The following is a 17,145-nucleotide window of genomic DNA, read 5'->3' as shown; positions in this document are numbered from 1 at the left end:
TCAAACCGCAGTACATGATCGGCGGACGGTACCTTCGTGGCTGATGTGGGCATACAGTGCCCGTGGGCGGGCGTGCACCGGGCGGGCCGGAACGTTTGATCGCGACGGCGCGTCGGTCAAGACTCCGGGCGGCATGAAGCGTCCGTCCGGAGCCGTCCCGGCGTTGCGATCGGGAGGTCAGCGGTGGGGCAGCACGGTGAGGAGCAGGGCTGGGGCAAACCGTCCGCACAGTACGGCGGCGATATCGACGATGATCACCTGGCGGTGCGACTCAGCGAGCTGGCGCGCAGCTTGCAGGAGCGCGGCAACGTCCAAGACACCCTGCAGGGCATCACCGACGCCGCGGCGGACTCGGTGCCAGGTGCGCAGTGCGCGGCGCTGACGGTGATCACCGGGCGCCGCAAGGTCGAAACCCCGGCCTACAGCGCCGATGTCGCACGGCGGGTGGACGAGATCCAGTACGTGACCGGGCAGGGGCCGTGCCTTGATGCGGTGCTCGAGCGACGCACGATCCGGTTGTCCGATGTGCGCAGTGAGCAGCGCTGGCCGCGCTTCACCGGCGGTCTCGTCGAGCTGGGCATCCGCAGCATGCTCTCTTTACAGCTGTACGTGACCGGCGACAACCTCGGCGCGATGAACCTGTACTCCTCAGAGCCGGACGCGTTCGACGACGAGTCCGAACACGTGGGCCTGCTGTTCGCCACCCACGCCGCCGTGGCCATGGCCGGTGCGCAGCAACGCGAGGACCTGCTGCGGGCGATGTCGTTGCGCGACGTCATCGGCCAGGCCAAGGGCATCCTGATGGAGCGACACAAACTCACCGGCGATCAGGCTTTCGCGTTGCTGGTCAAGGCGAGTCAGACCACAAACACCAAGCTGGTGGAGGTGGCTCGGTCACTGGTCGAGACCGGTGAACTCTCGGTACGCCGCCGGTAGCGAGGAAGAGGGTATAACGACCACTACCTGGCCCGAACTGTCAGCCAGCGCAGCGCTCCGAACGGATCGTATTCTATCAATGGCACGACGTCGGTTTGGCCATGGACGTGAGTGCGACGCCTACGGCGACATGCCATGGCGGGCGACGGAGAGCTGGTCCCCGGTGGCCCCGTCGCTGGCTCGGGCGGGCGGTTCGGTGGCCGGTGAGATCCTCACTGATCCTCCGTCCGACGCTGATCGGCCTGCTGCTTGCGTTCGCGGGCTTCGTTGTCCTTCTTGACTTGTTCGGGAGGTGTTGGCTCGGGCGGTGTCGACGATGCTGCCACCGGCGTGCTGACCGTCGCGGTCCTCGGGCATGGTGCGAACTCCTGTCGGTGTAAAAGGCGTCGGCTGCGTACCCGGCGGCCGGTCGGCTACGCCGGCGCAGCGTGGATTTCTCGCCGGTCACATGGCTTCCTTGATGCCTCGCCGGATCAGCCACGCGTTGACCGGATAGGCGGTCAGGACACCCAGAGCCATCCCGATCTGCATGAGGAACCAGTAGGCGGCCGTGTCGGGCTGCAGGTGCGGGCCGGGGAAGAACACGAAGGCCATCAGGGCCATCCAGCCGAACAAGCCGACCTCGAACGCGGTCAGAGACAGGACGTCGGCCTTCGCGGCTTCGACCAGACCCTTGCCGACGCTCAGGCCGCGCATAGAGGCGATGGCGAAGAACTGGAACGCCACACCCAGCGCCAGGGCGAGCACGTAGTCACCGATAAGCTCGGCCCAGATCGCCTGCCCGGCGATGGTGACGGCGAGCAGGAAGATCGACGTCTCGGCGACGATGTCACCGAGCGTGCAGCCCGCGCCGCAGTGCAGCACACCGACGGTCGTGGTGGCCCACCGCGGTTTGTCCGGCGGGTCACCGTGGGCCTGCTGCCATTTCCTGCTCATCGGCCGGCCGTAGCGGGCGTACAGCCACACGGCCAGCGGTCCGAGGTAGAGGGCGTTGACCGGCCACACTGCCTCCATGATTGGCATCTGCTGCCGGTGACCGGCCAGGTAGGTGTCGGACAGGATGCCGACGGCGCACAGAACGCCGGTGATCAGCGCGATCCACGCGAGAATGGTCAGCCACGTCGGCGACACAGCAACCTTCCTTTTCCTCGGCCGGTGGTGTTCAGTCGTCTTGGGAGTGAAACCAGTCGCAACGGCGAGGGGTGCCCGGCCGCTAGATTGTTGGCTGTCCTGTCGCTGGGCAGCGGAGTGCACCACGTGCTCCTCGGCGCTGTGGTGCGCCGCGATCAGACGAGCTGCTGCAACGCTTTTCGCTTCCGGTCGGAGGAGCCGGCTTCGACGATGGCAAGCGAGCCTCTGATCCGGCGGTGCTGGTCGAGCAACAGCTCAATGACGTCCCGCTCCGGCGTGGGCGTCGTCCTGGCTAACCTCCCTTTCCAGGGGCGAGCCTCCTCTTCCGGTGACGGTCGGCGACGGACTTCGTCACACCGCATCGAGATAGGGGATCACCCCGGCGGCGACGATGTCGCGGCCGAATTGCACCAGCACCGATCTGCTGGTGAGAGCCGCTGTCCGCCAGGGTGCGGGAAGGTGCCGCTGTCCGCGGCTGAACACTAGGGACCGTGGAGCGATCAAGGCCAGACCTGCGGGCGTACGACGTAACAGCCACCCCGGTGCCGGACGCGGTTCGTCGTCCGGCTGCCATCGGAACAGCCCTAGCGCCACGGCTGCCTCCACCTGCAGGTCGCGCTGGCGGCCGGCGCGATCCGCACGGCATATCGAGGCGGCGGGCCGGAACCGCGCCATCGGCAGACGAGCAGCGCAGGCCCCGGCGGCCTCGTAGAACCCCAGACCCACATGAACGTTTGAGGCATAGGCCGCGTCGGCCAGGCACGCCAATGTCGCTGTCCATTCGTGGGGAGTCGCGGAATCGTCCTGAGGCGCGGTCATCGCGAGCGCCTACCGCAGTAGCAGCCGAGTAAACGTCCCGAAGCCGGCGATCGGATTACTCGGCCTTGAACGGCCGTGTCCCTCGGTACGACGACGGACCCGGCGTCACTGCTTTACCACGGTCCAGATCCCTTACGGCGTGCGGCCTCGTTCGTCTGCTCTGTGTCGTTTCGGGATCGGGTACCGGGGTAGGCGTCGCCGCATGCGGACCAAAGAGATTCACGACGCTGGTCGGCGGGTCGTCGTCGCTGTGCTGTCCAACGGCGACGAGCCGCTCGGCGCCAACACTGAAGCGGCCCGTTCTCATCGCCTCGATGCCGCGCAGATCACCGCGGTGGGCGCCTTCGCGCAGGCCGAGGTCGGCTACTTCGACCGCGACCAGGGCAGCTATTCCCCGACCGTGATGCGGTCGGGGAGTGTCAGGTGGGCGCGGTGCGCGTGGTCGATCCCGCTCGTGTTGTCTGCGGGGTTGCTGGCGGCGTGTTCCGGTGGTCCCGACGACTCAGCGGCAGCTCCGGCATCGCCCAGCGCCGGTATCAGCACGAACTCATCAAGGCCGGCGACCGCCGGCCCGAATCTGGACGCGCCGCAAGAACTGGTCACCGGCATAGACGTGCCGTGGGGAGTGGCATTCCTGCCCGGCGGCGACGCTTTGATCAGCGAACGTGACAGCGGCCGGATCCTGCAACTGCCGGCACAGGGCGGCAAGCCCCGCCAGGTGTACCGGGTGCCGGGGGTGGCTGCTCAGGGCGAGGGTGGCCTGCTCGGGCTGGCGGTGTCGCCAGACTACACGCAGGACCGGTACGTGTACGCCTACTTCACCAGTAGATCTGACAACCGCATCGTCCGGTTCCGGCTCGATGACGACAGCGCCCCGGAGGTGATCTTCCAGGGGTTGGCGAAGGCGAACGTGCACAACGGCGGCCGGATCGCGTTCGGGCCCGACGGCATGCTGTACGTGGGCACCGGCGACGCGACCCGCCGCGAACTCGCGCAGGACCCGGACAGCCCGAACGGCAAGATCCTGCGACTGACCCCCAGCGGTGAATCCGCACCAGGCAACCCCACCGATGGTTCCCCGGTCTACAGCTTGGGGCACCGCAACGTGCAAGGGCTGACCTGGGACTCCCAGGACCGGCTGTGGGCGATCGAGTTCGGGCAGGACCGCTACGACGAGGTCAACCTGATCAAGCCCGGCGACAACGATGGCTGGCCGCAGGTGGAAGGAAAAGGCGACACGCAGGGCGGCAAGTTCACCAACCCGCTGGTCGTCTGGGGCACCGACAAGGCATCCCCATCCGGCGCCACGATCATCGGCGACACCCTCTACGTCGCCGCTCTCAAGGGCGAACGGCTGTGGACCGTGCCGCTCGACGGCGAACACACGGGGGAGCCGGCCGCGGAACTCGACGGCAAGTACGGGCGGCTGCGCACCGCAGTGGCGGCGCCCGACGGCAGCCTGTGGCTGACGACCTCGAACACCGACGGCCGGGGCCAGCCCCGTGATGGTGACGACCGCATTCTGCGTTTCCCGGCATCCTGACCTAGCGGCGCCGGTGATACCCGCCGGTCTGCGGGTCTGAAGGCTTGGCACACCCGATGAGGTTTGGCGCGATGCCGCCGGGTACGCGCCCTATATTCATACCGCTCGCTCTCCCTCTGACAAGGAGGCTCGTGATGCAACCCTTCACTTTCGTTCCGTGGACCTGGCGTGACCCGGCAATCCTCGGCGCCTCTACCAGCGACCGCACCGTTGACTCCGGGCGCACGGACAGCATCCGCGCCGACGAGCAGGCGAGCGTGGATCTGGCCGGCTACGACGTCGAGGCCGCCGACGGCGGGATCGGCAAGATCGACGAGGCCACCTACGACGTCGGCCGCGCCTACCTGGTGGTCGACACCGGGCCGTGGATCTTCGGCCGCAAGGTCCTGCTGCCCGCGGGCACAGTCGACCGCGTCGACCATGAGGCCCGCACGGTGTACGTCGACCGGACCAAGGACCAGGTCAAGGATTCGCCGGAGTACGACAAGGACACCTTCAGCACCCCTGAGTACCGCCAGCAGGTCGGCGACTACTACACGGGCAGCTACCGCGACGCACCCTCCCGGTGACCGCCCGTAGGCCCGAGTCCTGACCATCTCCGCCCGCCAGTTTGGAGGCTCTTACGGTGACTGCGACCACTCCCACGGACGGCTTGGACACGGTGGCCGAACTCGCGGCCCAGCTTCGGGTCGATGCGATCCGGTCGTCGACCAGTGCCGGGTCCGGGCATCCGACCTCGAGCATGTCGGCCGCCGACCTGCTGGCCGTGCTGGTCGCCCGGCATCTGCGCTACGACTGGGAGGATCCGGCCGCCGGCAGCAACGACCATCTGATCTTCTCCAAGGGACATGCCTCACCGCTGCTGTACGCCGTCTTCAAGGCCGTCGGGGCCGTCGACGACAAGGAGCTGATCAACGGGTATCGGCGATTCGGTCAGCGTCTGCAAGGCCATCCCACTCCGTTACTGCCGTGGGTCGACGTGGCTACCGGCTCGCTCGGTCAGGGCCTGCCCGACGGCGTCGGGGTTGCCCTGGCCGGCAAGTACTTGGACAACAAGCCCTACCGGGTGTGGGTGTTGTGCGGTGACAGCGAGATGGCCGAAGGCTCGATGTGGGAGGCCCTCGACAAAGCGTCTTACTACCAGCTGTCCAACCTCACCGCGGTCGTCGACGTCAACCGGCTCGGCCAGCGCGGCCCGACCGACCTGGGGTGGAACATCGACGCGTACGCCGCCCGCGCCGAAGCGTTCGGCGCCCGCGTGCTGACCGTCGACGGCCACGACCTGAGCGCCATCGACCAGGCCCTCACCGCCGCCGAGAACACCGGCGACCGGCCCACGGTGATCCTGGCCAAGACCGTCAAGGGTAAAGGCTTCTCCGAGGTCGAGGACAGCGAGGACTGGCACGGCAAACCTTTCAAGGCCGACATGGCCGAGCGGGCGATCGCCGAACTCGGCGGCGAACGCCACCTCACCATTCGCGGACCGCTGCCCGATGTGAACTCCAGCTCCCACCGCGGCGGGCAGACCCCCGCCGCCGGCGAAGCAACGCAGCCCAGCCCCACGCAGCCCACCGAGCCACCTACACCGGCGCGTTACGAGCTCGGCGACAAGGTCGCTACCCGCAAGGCGTACGGCGACGCCCTCGTGGCCCTCGGCCGGCGCGACCAGCGGGTGGTGGCCCTCGACGGTGAGGTCAGTAACTCCACCTACGCGTTTGAGTTCGCCGAGGCGTACCCGGACCGGTACTTCGAGATGTTCATCGCCGAGCAGCAGATGGTCGCCGCCGCCAACGGCCTGGCGGTGCGTGGGTACCGGCCGTTCGCCTCCACGTTCGCCGCGTTCCTGACCCGCGCCCACGACTTCATCCGGATGGCGTCGATCAGCGGCGCCGACCTGAGCCTGGTCGGCTCGCACGCCGGCGTCGAGATCGGGCCGGACGGCCCGTCGCAGATGGCGTTGGAAGACCTCGCCATGATGCGGACCGTGCACGGCTGCACGGTGCTTTACCCGGCCGACGCCACCAGCACCGTAGCCCTGACCGACGCTATGGCGTCGACGCCCGGCATCAGCTACCTGCGCACCACCCGGGGCAGCTACCCGGTCCTCTACCCGCACGGTGAGACCTTCTCGATCGGCGGCTCGAAGACCCTGCGGGACAGCGACCACGATCAGGTCACCCTTCTCGGCGCCGGCGTCACTGTGCATGCCTGCCTGGCGGCCGCCGACCGTCTTGACGAGCAGGGCATCACCGCCCGCGTCATCGACTGCTACTCGGTCAAGCCGGTCGACAGCGCCGCGCTTGCGACGGCTGCCGCTGCTACCGGCGGCCGGTTCGTCATAGCCGAGGACCATCGTCCCGAAGGCGGCCTCGGCTCCGCCGTGGCCGACAGCCTGATCGCCGACGGCGTCACCGACCTGCACCTCACCCGCCTTGCCGTCCGTGACATGCCCGGCTCTGGCACCAGCGACGAATTGCTCGCCTGGGCCGGCATCGACGCCGACCACATCGCTGCCGCCGCGCAGCAACTGCTCAGCGAAAGGTAGGACCGGGGCCTCAGGCCGCTGCCGCACCGCGTCGGGCGGGCGCAGCACCGATAGCCGGCTGGGCTCAGCGTTGCGGGTGGTAGATGAGCCCGAAGGGGTGAGCTGTCCGGCGCGGCGAGGCCGCACAGGTCTGGTCATGGCATCGTTGCGGCCGGTGGGCGCATCTTCTGACCACGAGGGTTGGCTTCCTGCCGGTCGGCTCATCCGGGGGACCGCATGGATCCGCACGGTTCGGCGTACTACCGCCCGGCGATGGAGTTCGATGCCGGGTTCTATCGCGAAGCGGGGTGGGCGCGCGTCAGGGTGCGCGGTGAGATCGACATGGACAATGCCGGCCACCTCGAGCACGTGCTCCGGGGAGCGGACACCGGTGATCACGCCGGTGTCGCAATCGACCTCACCTACGTTGATCTTCTCAGTGCCGCCGGCCTTCGCGCGCTGAGCGGATGCCGGAGACGTCTGGGCGGTCGTGACCGTGGTTTCGTACTACTCGATCCGAAACCCTTCATCGAGCAAGTGCTTCGTGTCGGTGGCTTGGCCGATGCGACCCTCACCGCTACGCTCCTCGGCTGCCGGTGACCTCATCGAGAGCCAACTGACCGTTGGCAGCATCAGCGGAGTACCTGCGGGCCGCGCCCCAGGCATACACGACGCCCTGCCAATGGAGTGTCATGCGGTGGGTGAGAAGAAACGGGGGAATGGAGGTTTGGATCGTCCTCTGGGACGTATACGGAATGCAGTGTTGACGGCCGTGGCGACCTTCGATGGGGCGGGAGCGAGGGGGTTTCCCGTTTGCCCAGGCAAGTAGCCGGGTGAGTGGTCCGTGACGCGAGAGGGAGCATCCGCCGGTCCGATGGGTGCTCCCTCGCCGGTAAGGGCACGCACCCCCCGGCCGGCGACATGGTTGGCGACCGTTGCTGCCTCGAACCGATCGGCACCCGGGCGGCCCGGACCGGTCGGGTACAGCTGATTGACGCTTATTCCACGTCGCCGTCGGGGAGCCGGTGGAAGTCGGCGTAGCACTGCTCGAGGGCGGTGGTGGTGGTATGCGGGCATATCAAGGCGTCGGTGCAGGAAACGAGACGACGGCGGGCCTCCGGTGATGTCACGGGTGTGGCCATCACCAGACGTGCCGGGCGAGCGGCGCGCAGGCGGTGCAGGACCGCGCAGGCGCTGAGCCCGGTGACCAGACCGTCGTCGACCACGACGACCACCCGGCCGGTGATCTCGGTGTTGGGCAGTTCATGGTGGTAGCGGGCCGTCAGTTCGGCGGCCTCGGTGCGCTGCCGGCCCACCGGGACGGTCAGGGCGTCCGCGCTGGTGTGTAGCCGGCGGATGCTGTCGTGGTCGAAGACTGGGGAACCCTCCGCGGTGACCGTGGCCAGGCAGGCCCGCTGCGGGTCGATGGCGGTGACCCGGCGGACCACGACGGCGCGCAGGTCGGCGCCGATCAGCGCCGCGACCCGCGCCGCGACCGGCAGGCCACCGTGGGGTACCGCGATCACCAGGGGACGTCTCGACATGGCGACGATGCCCAGATGCACGGTGACGTGCTTGGCCAGGAGCACGCCGGCGTGCCTGGCCAGGAGCACGCCGGCGTGATCTCAATCGGTGAACAATCGCCGAGGCATGTCGGTGCCCGACCGCGGCGCGATGGTCGAGGACATCATCGAGTGTCTCGGTCGGTGTGGGGGTTTGAGCGTCGTGGGCGGGCTGGTTGACTGTGGGCGTCGGATCGACCCGGCTGCTGATCCTCCGGCCGTTCCGCCGCGTAGGGGCCTCCGCCGGATGACCCGATCTGCTGGTGCCGGCGGGTGGCAGGTTGTCGTGGATCGGCGGCATCCCTCGGTGAACCGTCGGCGCCTTCTCCTATTGGTGGATCATGGCGAACGTTGTCGTCGGGCATCGTTCCTCCTTGGGCATCCGGGGCAGTCAATTACCGGCCGCAATCAGCGGCGTCGCCGGATACCCCAAAGTTCGAAGATCACCCTCTCCGGCAGGCGGGGCCGTGTGCCGTTGTGGGTCCACGGCCCTGGGCCAGGCGCCGCATCATGCGGCTCAGCGAAGCGGTTAGTGAGCGCAGCACGTACGGTGAAACCGATCTCGCCGGACCGGGACGACACCTTGTCGAGACGGGCGGACGGCACCTGGATATCCCGCGGGGCCCAGGTCGACAGGCGACAGGAGTGCCGAGATCTCTACGGTCGGGCGCCGGCTGCCCTGATGACGGAGCACGCCGTCGAGCAGCCGGTGGTCATTGGGCGACAGGCGTGTGGTCGTTGTGGTCGCGCGGCGGGCGGCAGTCTATCCGCGGGCACCCGGCTACGGGGCACGACGGTTACGGTCTGCGGGAGCGGGGTCCCCACCAGGGCAATAGCGGCGGCAGGTGGGTCTCCGCGTTCGACGGCCGTTTCGGCGGCTCAGACTCGCCGTCGTCCCCGTCCCACCGGCGTTCGTACTGGTCGGGGAGATCACCCCAGCCGAAGTACGGCACCGGCCCCGGCGTGACGATCCCGACGGTGTCGAGAGGATCGATGCGCTGTTCGGCGACGGTGCACAGGTGTGTCCAGTCGTCGCCGAAGTCGAACCAGTAGGCGAACTGTTCACCGAGCTCGAGCCGGCTGAGCTTGCTGGTAGAGCTGTCGATGCTGTCGTCAGGGGCGTCGTCCCAGAGGTCCAAGGGCGTGGCCTGGACGCCGCTGGAGAAGGTGAACGAGTGCAGGTGGGACAGGTCCCAGCGGGCGAATGCGACATCGATGGCCCGGGCCAGCTGTTCGAAGGTGTGGGTACGGGCGGCAGCGAAGATGCGACCGGGGCGTGGCCAGAAGTCGACGCCGCGGCCGGAGACGAGATCGACCCGGATGGACAGCCAGCTACGGGCCACGTGAACGTCCCTTGGTCAGATGAGCAACACCGGCAGGCTACGCAACGTCACCGAACCCAGTGAGACGGGGTCGTTCGTTCGGCAGAACCCACCGTCCGCGGCCATGCACGCCTCAGGCGCTGCCTCGACAGGCGCGGCGCCTTACGCCTGCACGCGATCCGTGTAATCGCACGGATACGGCTGGACGTGTAGAGCCACCACGGTGGGGTAGCCGCCGGTCCTATGACGCCCGGCAGGAAGGTGGACCGCGATGCTCGACGACATCGAACGGCGCAGGCTGGCCGACATCGAGGCCGCACTCAGCAGCGAGGATCCTCTGCTGGCACGGCGGCTCGGCGTTACTGCACCGTTGAGCTCGCGCCGTAGGGCGGCGGCGATGGTCGCCTTCGCCGCGGCATTCGCGGTAGCCGTATGGGTGGGTGTGTTGCTCGCTGGAGCCGCTGCGAGTATCGCCGCCGCCCTGACGGTATGTGCGATCGCCGGGGGCCTGCTGTTGCAGCGCCGCAGCCGCACCAAGGCTGATCCACCCGCACAGGCATGACCACTGCGGTTCCCGCGGGTGCCGTGTACCGCATGTCCGACAGGATCGAACAACCGCCGGCGGGCGAGGAGAACAGGCCCAACGATGACCAAAGGGACCCCCGGTTTCAGCTCTGCGGGCGACCGATGGGGCAGTGCCGAGCGGCAAAGAACCGGGTGTGCCACGCTGAGGCGGACGACCCGGCACCTCCGATCATTCCCGCTGGGCTGTGCGGCGCCGACAGTCTGGACGACGCCACTGCGGAAGGCAGACGAGTATGACCGAACGTCGCAGCGACCGCCGAGCCAAGAATCTGACGTCTGTGGCCGACACGGCTTTGGCCTCGAATGTCAACGCCTTGCTCACCGCGGCAGCCCATGGTGAGGAGGCGGCGTTCGGCCGTCTCTACGATGCGGTCGCGCCGCGCGTGTACGGCTTGATCAGGCGGGTGCTGCGCGATGACGGGCAGGCCGAGGAAGTCGCTCAGGAGGTCATGGTGGAGGTGTGGCGTACGGCGGCACGCTTCGACCCAGACCGGGGTTCGGCCATCGCCTGGGTTCTGACGATTGCGCACCGTCGGGCAGTCGACCGGGTGCGATCGGAGCAGGCCACCACGGACCGGACGATGCGGGTCGGCGCGGCGTCGATCGATACCCCCTATGACGTCGTGGCCGACGAGGTCACGATGCGGCTCGAAGTCCGTGAGGTGCGCCGCTGCCTGGACGAGCTGACCGACCTTCAGCGTCAGGCTGTCACGCTCGCCTACTACCAGGGTCATACGTATCCGCAGGTGGCGGAGCTGCTCAAAGCGCCGTTGCCGACGGTGAAGACGCGGATGCGTGACGGATTGATCCGCTTGCGGGATTGCCTGTCGGCGGCGGTGACCGCATGACGACGGACGTTCATTCCCTGGTCGGTCCCTACGCGCTTGACGCGCTCGACGACCTTGAGCGCGCCGCTTTCGAACGGCACCTGCGGGAGTGTCAGAGCTGCCGTAGCGACGCTGACGAGTTGCGTGAGGCGGCGACGCATCTGGCCGACGGCGCCTGGGCGGTACCGCCACCCCGGTTGCGCGACAACGTGCTGGCAGAGATCAGGAACACCCCCCAAGGGGCGCCGTCAAGCCCGCCGCCGCCTCCCGCAAGAACAGGCCGAAGGTCGCACCGGTTCTCTGCTCGACTCGCTGCCGCTGCGGCCGTCACCGTCACAGCGGCGCTGACGGGCACGGTGGTCTATGCGGTTCAGGACCGCCGCGTACGCCATGAACAAGCCGTTGCCGATGCTGCGCAGGCGAACGATGCACGAATCCGTTCGATCTTGGCCGCTCCCGACCTTGCTGTCCGCGAGGAACGCCTGACCAGCGGAGGAAAAGTCACGGTGATGACCTCCCAGCTGCGCGACGCCGGTGTCATCCTGCTGGCCGCGGACGCCGCGCCGGATCCAGGACGAATCTATCAACTGTGGAGCATCCGCTCCGGCACACCTGCATCGGTCAAGGCACTCGGCGAGGGTGAGGCGACCACGGTGCAGATCGTCCAGGGTCTGCCCGGCGCTTCCGAAGTGGGCGTGACTGTCGAGCCCGCACCCGGTTCGACCACGCCGACAACGCCGCTGGACGCCCTGGTAAGTCTGACCTGAGGGCGGCTTTCGCCGCTAAGCCTTGCCGGCGACCAAACTGAGACCCCGCCTGCTCCGAATCACCATCGTGACAGCATTCGCGGTGAGAAACGGTGCGGCGTGGTCTCCGACGGCGAGGTAGGTGCGGCCCGGACGACAGGAACGTTGATGGTGGCCGGCCGATACCGCCTGTCGACGCTGATCGCGTCCGGCGGCATGGGACGGGTCTGGCGGGCGTACGACGAGGTCCTCGACCGCCCGGTCGCCGTTAAAGAGCTTCTGCCGCCCGCCGGGGTGCCGGTCGCTGACCGGCGTACCGCGCAGCTGGCGATCCTGCGCGAGGCACGCGCCGCGGCGCGGCTCGAGCACCCCGGCGTGGTCCGCATCTACGACGCCCTGCACGTCACCGGGCGAACCTGGATCGTGATGGAGTACGTCGAATCACGTTCGCTGCAGCAGCGACTGGCCGATGATGGACCGCTGCCCCACCGGGAAGCCGCCGCCGTCGGCCTGGCCGTCTTGCAAGCCTTACGCGCAGCGCACGACGCCGGTGTCGTGCACCACGACGTCAAACCAGCCAACGTGCTGCTGGCCGCCGACGGCCGCATCATGCTTACCGACTTCGGGCTGGCCACCCTGGACGCCGCACCGACCGGTGACGGCACGTGGACGGCGCCGCTGCTCGGATCGCCGCACTACATCGCCCCGGAACGGCTACGCGGCGATGACACGGCCGGCGTCAGCAGTGATCTGTGGTCATTGGGCGCGACGTTGTACACCGCCGTCGAAGGCCGCCCACCGTTCGACCGCTCCAGCGTCGCAGAATCCCTGGCCGCCACCCTTGTCGACAGTCCGGATCCGCCGCAGCATCCCGGAGCTCTGCATCCCGTCATCGCCGCGCTGATGAACCGGAACCCGGCCGAACGGGCCACCGCAAAGAAGACCCACGACGCCCTGCGTAATGTCACCAACCGGGCGATGGGCGTCTTCGCCGTCCCCGCTCCACGCCGGCCGCCTGACGACAACATCCGATTCCGTCCCGCTGTGGCCGCTGCACCGGTTGCGGCGGCGCCGCCCACCTCACCTCTTGCCGATGAGCCCGAGCAGACAGCTCCAGCCCATCCCAGCGGCAAGCGCATCGCCGCCGCGTCGATCAGCGCCGCCCTGCTTGTCCTCGCCGGCAGCGCCGTCGCGGTCTCCCAGCTGAGCGACAGCCGGCACGACGGCGCCCAGCCCGCCGGGACGGGGCCGCCGACCGGGACGACAGCAGCACGCAGCACCAGCGCATGCGGGTCCGCGACCCGGCAACCGTTGAGCACCGCAGCCGCGCCGTCGGCCGCCGAGACCGTCCCGGCCGGGTGGCGGTCATACCGCGACGTCACCGACTTCGTCGTCTCGGCGCCCTCCGACTGGACCCGATCCCAGACCGGCTCGGTTGTTTGCCTCGACGCACCGGGCGACACCGCCTCTTTCACCGTCAGCGCACGACCCGGTGACCGCGAGGATCCGCTGCGGCACTGGCAGGCCGCCGAACGAGCCGTTATCAGCGCTGCGACGCTCCCCGGATATCAGCGGATAGCTATGGGGGTCTTGCTGGTCACCGGGGGCGGAGCTGACTGGGAATACTCGTGGCAACCGGCGACCGGGCAACGGCTACACACCCGGCGGATCCTGCTCAACGCCGACGGTCCTCGTACCTTCGAATTGTCCTGGACCAGCCGCGACCGCGACTGGACCACCGACATCAGAATCCAGCGCCAGGTCCTGGCCTCCTTGCGCGATCTGTCCGCCAGAACGCCGACCTGGACCGTCCCCGCGCCACAGTAAATCCAAAACACGAGATCTATCTATTTTCTACCCGTCCGGCAGGCGTCTGGCACCGAATCCCTTCTGACACCAACCGAGAAGGAGATCCTCGTGAGACTGCGCCAGATGCTGCTGGTCGGACCGGCTGCCGCCGCGATCCTGCTGGCCGCCCCGACAGCCGCATTCGCTGACGAAAGCGTGCACGTCCAGCTCGACCCGCTGAACAAATCCGGTGCCACCGGCACCGCGACCCTGACCGCGATGGACAACGGCGATCTGAAGATCAGCATCCGCTCCAAAGGCCTGGTCCCGAACTCCCCGCACGCCCAGCACCTGCACGGCTCCACCGACGGGATGGACTTCCACTGCCCGGACATGTCCGCCGACAAGGACGGCGACGGCTACCTGACCACCGAGGAAGGTGTCCCCATGTACGGCGACATCTTCGTCTCGCTGACCACCAAGGGCGACACGACCAAGGCCAGCGGCCTGGCCGTTGACCGGATGCCGACGGCCGACGCCAAGGGCAACCTGTCCTACGACCGCACCATCGCCTCCGCAGATCTGCCCAAGGGCACCGTCGAACACCTCAAGGACCTGCACATCGTCGAGCACGGCATCGACGCCAACAACAACGGCAAGTACGACATAGACGCGCTCGGCGAGTCCACACTGGCCCAGTCGGCCGGTCTGAAGGGCATCCCGGAGGAGGCCACCGACCCAGCCAACTGCGGCATGGTCTCCGGCGCGGCCGCCGGCTCCATCCCGGTCGGCGGGGTCGCCACCGGTGACGGCAGCACCCGCAGCAACACCGCCCCGCTGTACGGCTTCGGTGGCCTCGCCCTGCTGGGTGCGATCGGCGCTTTCGTGATCAGCCGCCGGCGTTCCTTCGTCGCCCCGCGCGAGCTGCGTGATCGGAGCTGATCTGAGATGACCGACGGCGGAACCTCGCCGACGACCGGTGACCGCCGCACGCGCTTCGCGCTGCTGGCGGTCACCGCCGTCCTTGCGATCATCGGCGCGGCGCTCCTCACCACAGCCGCGCTTCGGCATCCCAGCGAGCTACCCAGGGCGGCTGGGGTCCCAACCGCGGCACCCGATGCAACCACCGGCGCACCTCGCCCCGGCGCCGCAGCCGGGGAACTGACCAGCGGACCGTTGATGGCTACTTCGCCGCCCACCCGGATCAGCATCCCGGCCCTGCAGGTCACGGTGCCTGTCATCGGTCTCGGTCAACAATCCGATGGCAGCATGCAGGTCCCGACCGATGCCAAGACCGTCGGCTGGTACACCAAAGCCCCCACCCCTGGCTCGCTCGGTCCCGCCGTCCTGGCCGGACACGTCGACTACAAGAAACAGCCGGGTACGTTCGCTCACCTCGCCGACCTCACCAGCGGCGACACCATCACCATCGCGCGTGAGGACGGCAGCACCGCCTTCTTCACCGTCACCGCGACAGAACGGTACGCCAAGGACCACTTCCCGTCCGATGCCGTCTACGGGCCCATCAACCATGCCGGACTACGCCTGATCACTTGCGGCGGCGACTTCGACACCACCGCCGGGCACTACCGCGACAACATCGTCGTCTACGCCACCCTCAGTCACACCGACCGCAGCTGAACCGCCGTACACCTCCTGGCACACAGTCCCGTCGCAGGCTTCGCGCCGGCAGCGCGGCCGTCGCGGTTCCATCGGCGCGCGAATCACGCCCTGTGCTCTTCGATGACCTGGGCTGCGGCCGCGGTCAACGAGGTTGCGCCATCGGTCGCCCGCGTACACAGCGCCTGGTAGGCCCGGCTGGTGCTGGTCTCGTCGGTGGACGCCAGCACGCTCATGGCCTGTTGCATCATGGTGCGAAGCGCCACGGCCGCGATGAGCCCGGCCGTCAGCTCCCGGCCGCCGGGGTCGAGGGCGTCACGGTCCCAGAACTCGGCGAAGTCAGGGTCGTAGGCTGCCCATACTGCGCCGGTCAGGGTCGACAGGGCCCTTGTTTGCCGGCTGTAGAGGTTGAGTGCGGCGATGGTGGTGCCGGATCCGGTGAACAGCGGGATCGACAGCGACGTGCGCAGACCGAGCCGTGCGGCGGTGTCACGAAAACTCGGCCAGCTGTTCGTGGCGGCTATGTCCGGCACGGCTGCAGGGTAGTTCGCTTCGAGGGCTTCCAGACAGGGACCGGCGTTGTCGTCGTACTGGGCTTGATCGACGGTGACAGCGAGATCGCTACTGGCGGCCACGCTCGCGTAGCCGTCCTCATGTCTGCTGGACACCGACACACAGTCGACTGTGGTGATCAGCCGTGCGGTGAGATGAGCGATGACCAGCAGATCAGTGCTGACCCGGGAGTCGTCGTCTCGGGTGCCGGCCAACTCGATCAGACGATCCTGCAGCAGACCGACTGGTTCACGCTGCTGCGGCGGCTCTCTCACGAAACTCCTATTCGGACGTGCAGGGCCGCCGCAAGACCGGGTGGTGACGCACGTCCCGGACTGCCACCCGGTCTGCGGCCGAAACTGTCCACTACTGGTCTCTGTTTCGGCCTGCCGAGTGGCTGGCCCGGCATGAGCGAGGCACCCATGGACGACTCCCGTAGTGGACCTCGATCCTGGGCTGGTTCGCCCACGGACTGACGCTGCGGACGAACCAGCGAAACGTCGTCGAAGGCTCGGTTCTACGACTTTGTGATGGCGTCCACGAGATCACCGACGGGCCGGTCGGACAAGGCCCGGGAGACATCGGCCAAGGCGACCATGCCGACGAGGTCGTGCCCGTCAATGACGGGCAGCCGCCGCACCTGGTGCGAGCTCATGGTACGCAGGATCTCGGCGTCGTCGTCGGCGCCGATCGTGACCGGCTTGCCCTGAGCCAGCTTCCCGGCGGTGCAGTCAGCCGGGTTGCGGCCCTGAGCGATGGCCTTGATGACGATGTCGCGGTCGGTGAGCATGCCCTTGAGCCGGTTGTCTCGCCCGCAGATCGGCAGGGAACCGACGTCGAGATCGGCCATTTTCTGTGCGGCGTCCGCGAGGGTCTCGTTCTCCCCGACGCAGGGTGACGTCGGACGTCATGATGTCTCGTGCGCTAGCCATGATCTTCCCCTCGGTTCCTGGCGGTGTGATGCCGCGGCGCATACCCCGGAACCGGCGGCGATGCGTCTCTTACGACACCGGGATCGATCCCGTCCGCGGCGATGATGCCGCCCAAGGTGGTCGGGTGTCACCCTGAGCCGGATAGACGGCTTTTACAATGTACGCAGCGTGTTCTTCATCCGCACCGCGCAGTAGCGGAGCAGGAACCGGGATGGCTGCTGAGGCGTGGCCAACTTGGAGTCGCGCTCACCCGGACCT

Annotated in this window: 17 protein-coding genes; 11 read left to right on the top strand and 6 right to left on the bottom strand. The window is 68.1% G+C overall.

Annotation, left to right across the window (positions count from 1 at the left end; translation table 11 throughout):
* Positions 1–183: 183 nt before the first annotated feature.
* A complete protein-coding gene (locus OWR29_RS37555; protein WP_267568270.1) occupies positions 184–936 on the top strand; it encodes a GAF and ANTAR domain-containing protein in 753 nt (250 codons plus the stop codon).
* A 444-nt stretch (positions 937–1,380) separates the two neighbouring features.
* Here OWR29_RS37555 and OWR29_RS37550 read toward each other — a convergent pair whose 3' ends face one another.
* Together OWR29_RS37550 and OWR29_RS37545 are read right to left on the bottom strand one after the other, a co-directional pair.
* Positions 1,381–2,067, bottom strand: a complete 687-nt coding sequence (locus OWR29_RS37550) for a DUF4396 domain-containing protein (protein WP_267568269.1) — start codon at positions 2,065–2,067, stop codon at positions 1,381–1,383.
* A 351-nt stretch (positions 2,068–2,418) separates the two neighbouring features.
* Complete coding sequence (locus OWR29_RS37545; protein ID WP_267568268.1) at positions 2,419–2,886, bottom strand: hypothetical protein; 468 nt, start codon at positions 2,884–2,886, stop codon at positions 2,419–2,421.
* A 250-nt stretch (positions 2,887–3,136) separates the two neighbouring features.
* On the opposite strand from OWR29_RS37545, the gene OWR29_RS37540 reads away from it, so the two are divergent.
* The 4 genes from OWR29_RS37540 (at position 3,137) to OWR29_RS37525 (ending at position 7,553) form a co-directional block, all read left to right on the top strand.
* Positions 3,137–4,429: a PQQ-dependent sugar dehydrogenase gene (locus OWR29_RS37540; protein WP_267568267.1), complete on the top strand. Its 1,293-nt coding sequence runs from the start codon at positions 3,137–3,139 to the stop codon at positions 4,427–4,429.
* A gap of 134 nt (positions 4,430–4,563) precedes the next feature.
* Positions 4,564–4,998, top strand: coding sequence for a PRC-barrel domain-containing protein (locus OWR29_RS37535; RefSeq protein WP_267568266.1), 435 nt, complete (start codon positions 4,564–4,566; stop codon positions 4,996–4,998).
* Between the two features lie 56 nt (positions 4,999–5,054).
* Entirely contained in the window at positions 5,055–6,974 is a 1,920-nt protein-coding gene (locus tag OWR29_RS37530; protein ID WP_267568265.1) for a transketolase, read from the top strand.
* Between the two features lie 216 nt (positions 6,975–7,190).
* Entirely contained in the window at positions 7,191–7,553 is a 363-nt protein-coding gene (locus tag OWR29_RS37525) for an STAS domain-containing protein (protein ID WP_267568264.1), read from the top strand.
* A gap of 398 nt (positions 7,554–7,951) precedes the next feature.
* Here the strand turns inward: OWR29_RS37525 and OWR29_RS37520 are convergent, their stop codons facing one another.
* A complete protein-coding gene (locus OWR29_RS37520) occupies positions 7,952–8,566 on the bottom strand; it encodes a phosphoribosyltransferase family protein (protein WP_267568263.1) in 615 nt (204 codons plus the stop codon).
* Positions 8,567–9,312: 746 nt separating this feature from the next.
* Positions 9,313–9,858: an IS1096 element passenger TnpR family protein gene (locus OWR29_RS37515; protein ID WP_267568262.1), complete on the bottom strand. Its 546-nt coding sequence runs from the start codon at positions 9,856–9,858 to the stop codon at positions 9,313–9,315.
* Between the two features lie 250 nt (positions 9,859–10,108).
* On the opposite strand from OWR29_RS37515, the gene OWR29_RS37510 reads away from it, so the two are divergent.
* The 6 genes from OWR29_RS37510 (at position 10,109) to OWR29_RS37485 (ending at position 15,424) form a co-directional block, all read left to right on the top strand.
* Positions 10,109–10,399, top strand: coding sequence for a DUF3040 domain-containing protein (locus OWR29_RS37510; RefSeq protein WP_267568261.1), 291 nt, complete (start codon positions 10,109–10,111; stop codon positions 10,397–10,399).
* A gap of 256 nt (positions 10,400–10,655) precedes the next feature.
* A complete protein-coding gene (gene sigK, locus OWR29_RS37505) occupies positions 10,656–11,270 on the top strand; it encodes an ECF RNA polymerase sigma factor SigK (protein ID WP_267568260.1) in 615 nt (204 codons plus the stop codon).
* Positions 11,267–12,016 (top strand): anti-sigma factor, encoded by a 750-nt coding sequence (locus tag OWR29_RS37500; protein WP_267568259.1) that lies wholly within the window; start codon positions 11,267–11,269, stop codon positions 12,014–12,016. The genes sigK and OWR29_RS37500 overlap by 4 nt, the downstream gene beginning before the upstream one ends.
* Before the next feature lie 147 nt (positions 12,017–12,163).
* Positions 12,164–13,822, top strand: coding sequence for a serine/threonine-protein kinase (locus OWR29_RS37495; RefSeq protein WP_267568258.1), 1,659 nt, complete (start codon positions 12,164–12,166; stop codon positions 13,820–13,822).
* Between the two features lie 90 nt (positions 13,823–13,912).
* On the top strand, positions 13,913–14,725 hold the full coding sequence (locus tag OWR29_RS37490; RefSeq protein ID WP_267568257.1) for a GVDTG sorting domain-containing protein: 813 nt from the start codon (positions 13,913–13,915) through the stop codon (positions 14,723–14,725).
* Positions 14,726–14,731: 6 nt separating this feature from the next.
* The gene (locus tag OWR29_RS37485) at positions 14,732–15,424 is read left to right on the top strand and encodes a class F sortase (RefSeq protein WP_267568256.1); all 693 of its coding nucleotides are present in this window, start codon (positions 14,732–14,734) and stop codon (positions 15,422–15,424) included.
* Between the two features lie 83 nt (positions 15,425–15,507).
* Here OWR29_RS37485 and OWR29_RS37480 read toward each other — a convergent pair whose 3' ends face one another.
* The gene (locus OWR29_RS37480) at positions 15,508–16,230 is read right to left on the bottom strand and encodes a GAF domain-containing protein (protein WP_324291297.1); all 723 of its coding nucleotides are present in this window, start codon (positions 16,228–16,230) and stop codon (positions 15,508–15,510) included.
* 242 nt (positions 16,231–16,472) lie between these two features.
* Complete coding sequence (locus tag OWR29_RS37475) at positions 16,473–16,805, bottom strand: CBS domain-containing protein (protein ID WP_324291296.1); 333 nt, start codon at positions 16,803–16,805, stop codon at positions 16,473–16,475.
* Positions 16,806–17,145 lie beyond the last annotated feature (340 nt).

The organism is Paractinoplanes pyxinae, assembly GCF_026626335.1.
GTDB classification, from domain to species: domain Bacteria; phylum Actinomycetota; class Actinomycetes; order Mycobacteriales; family Micromonosporaceae; genus Actinoplanes; species Actinoplanes pyxinae.
The sequence above is the reverse complement of the archived record's forward strand: the minus strand, read 5'-3'. Positions and strand labels throughout refer to the sequence as shown.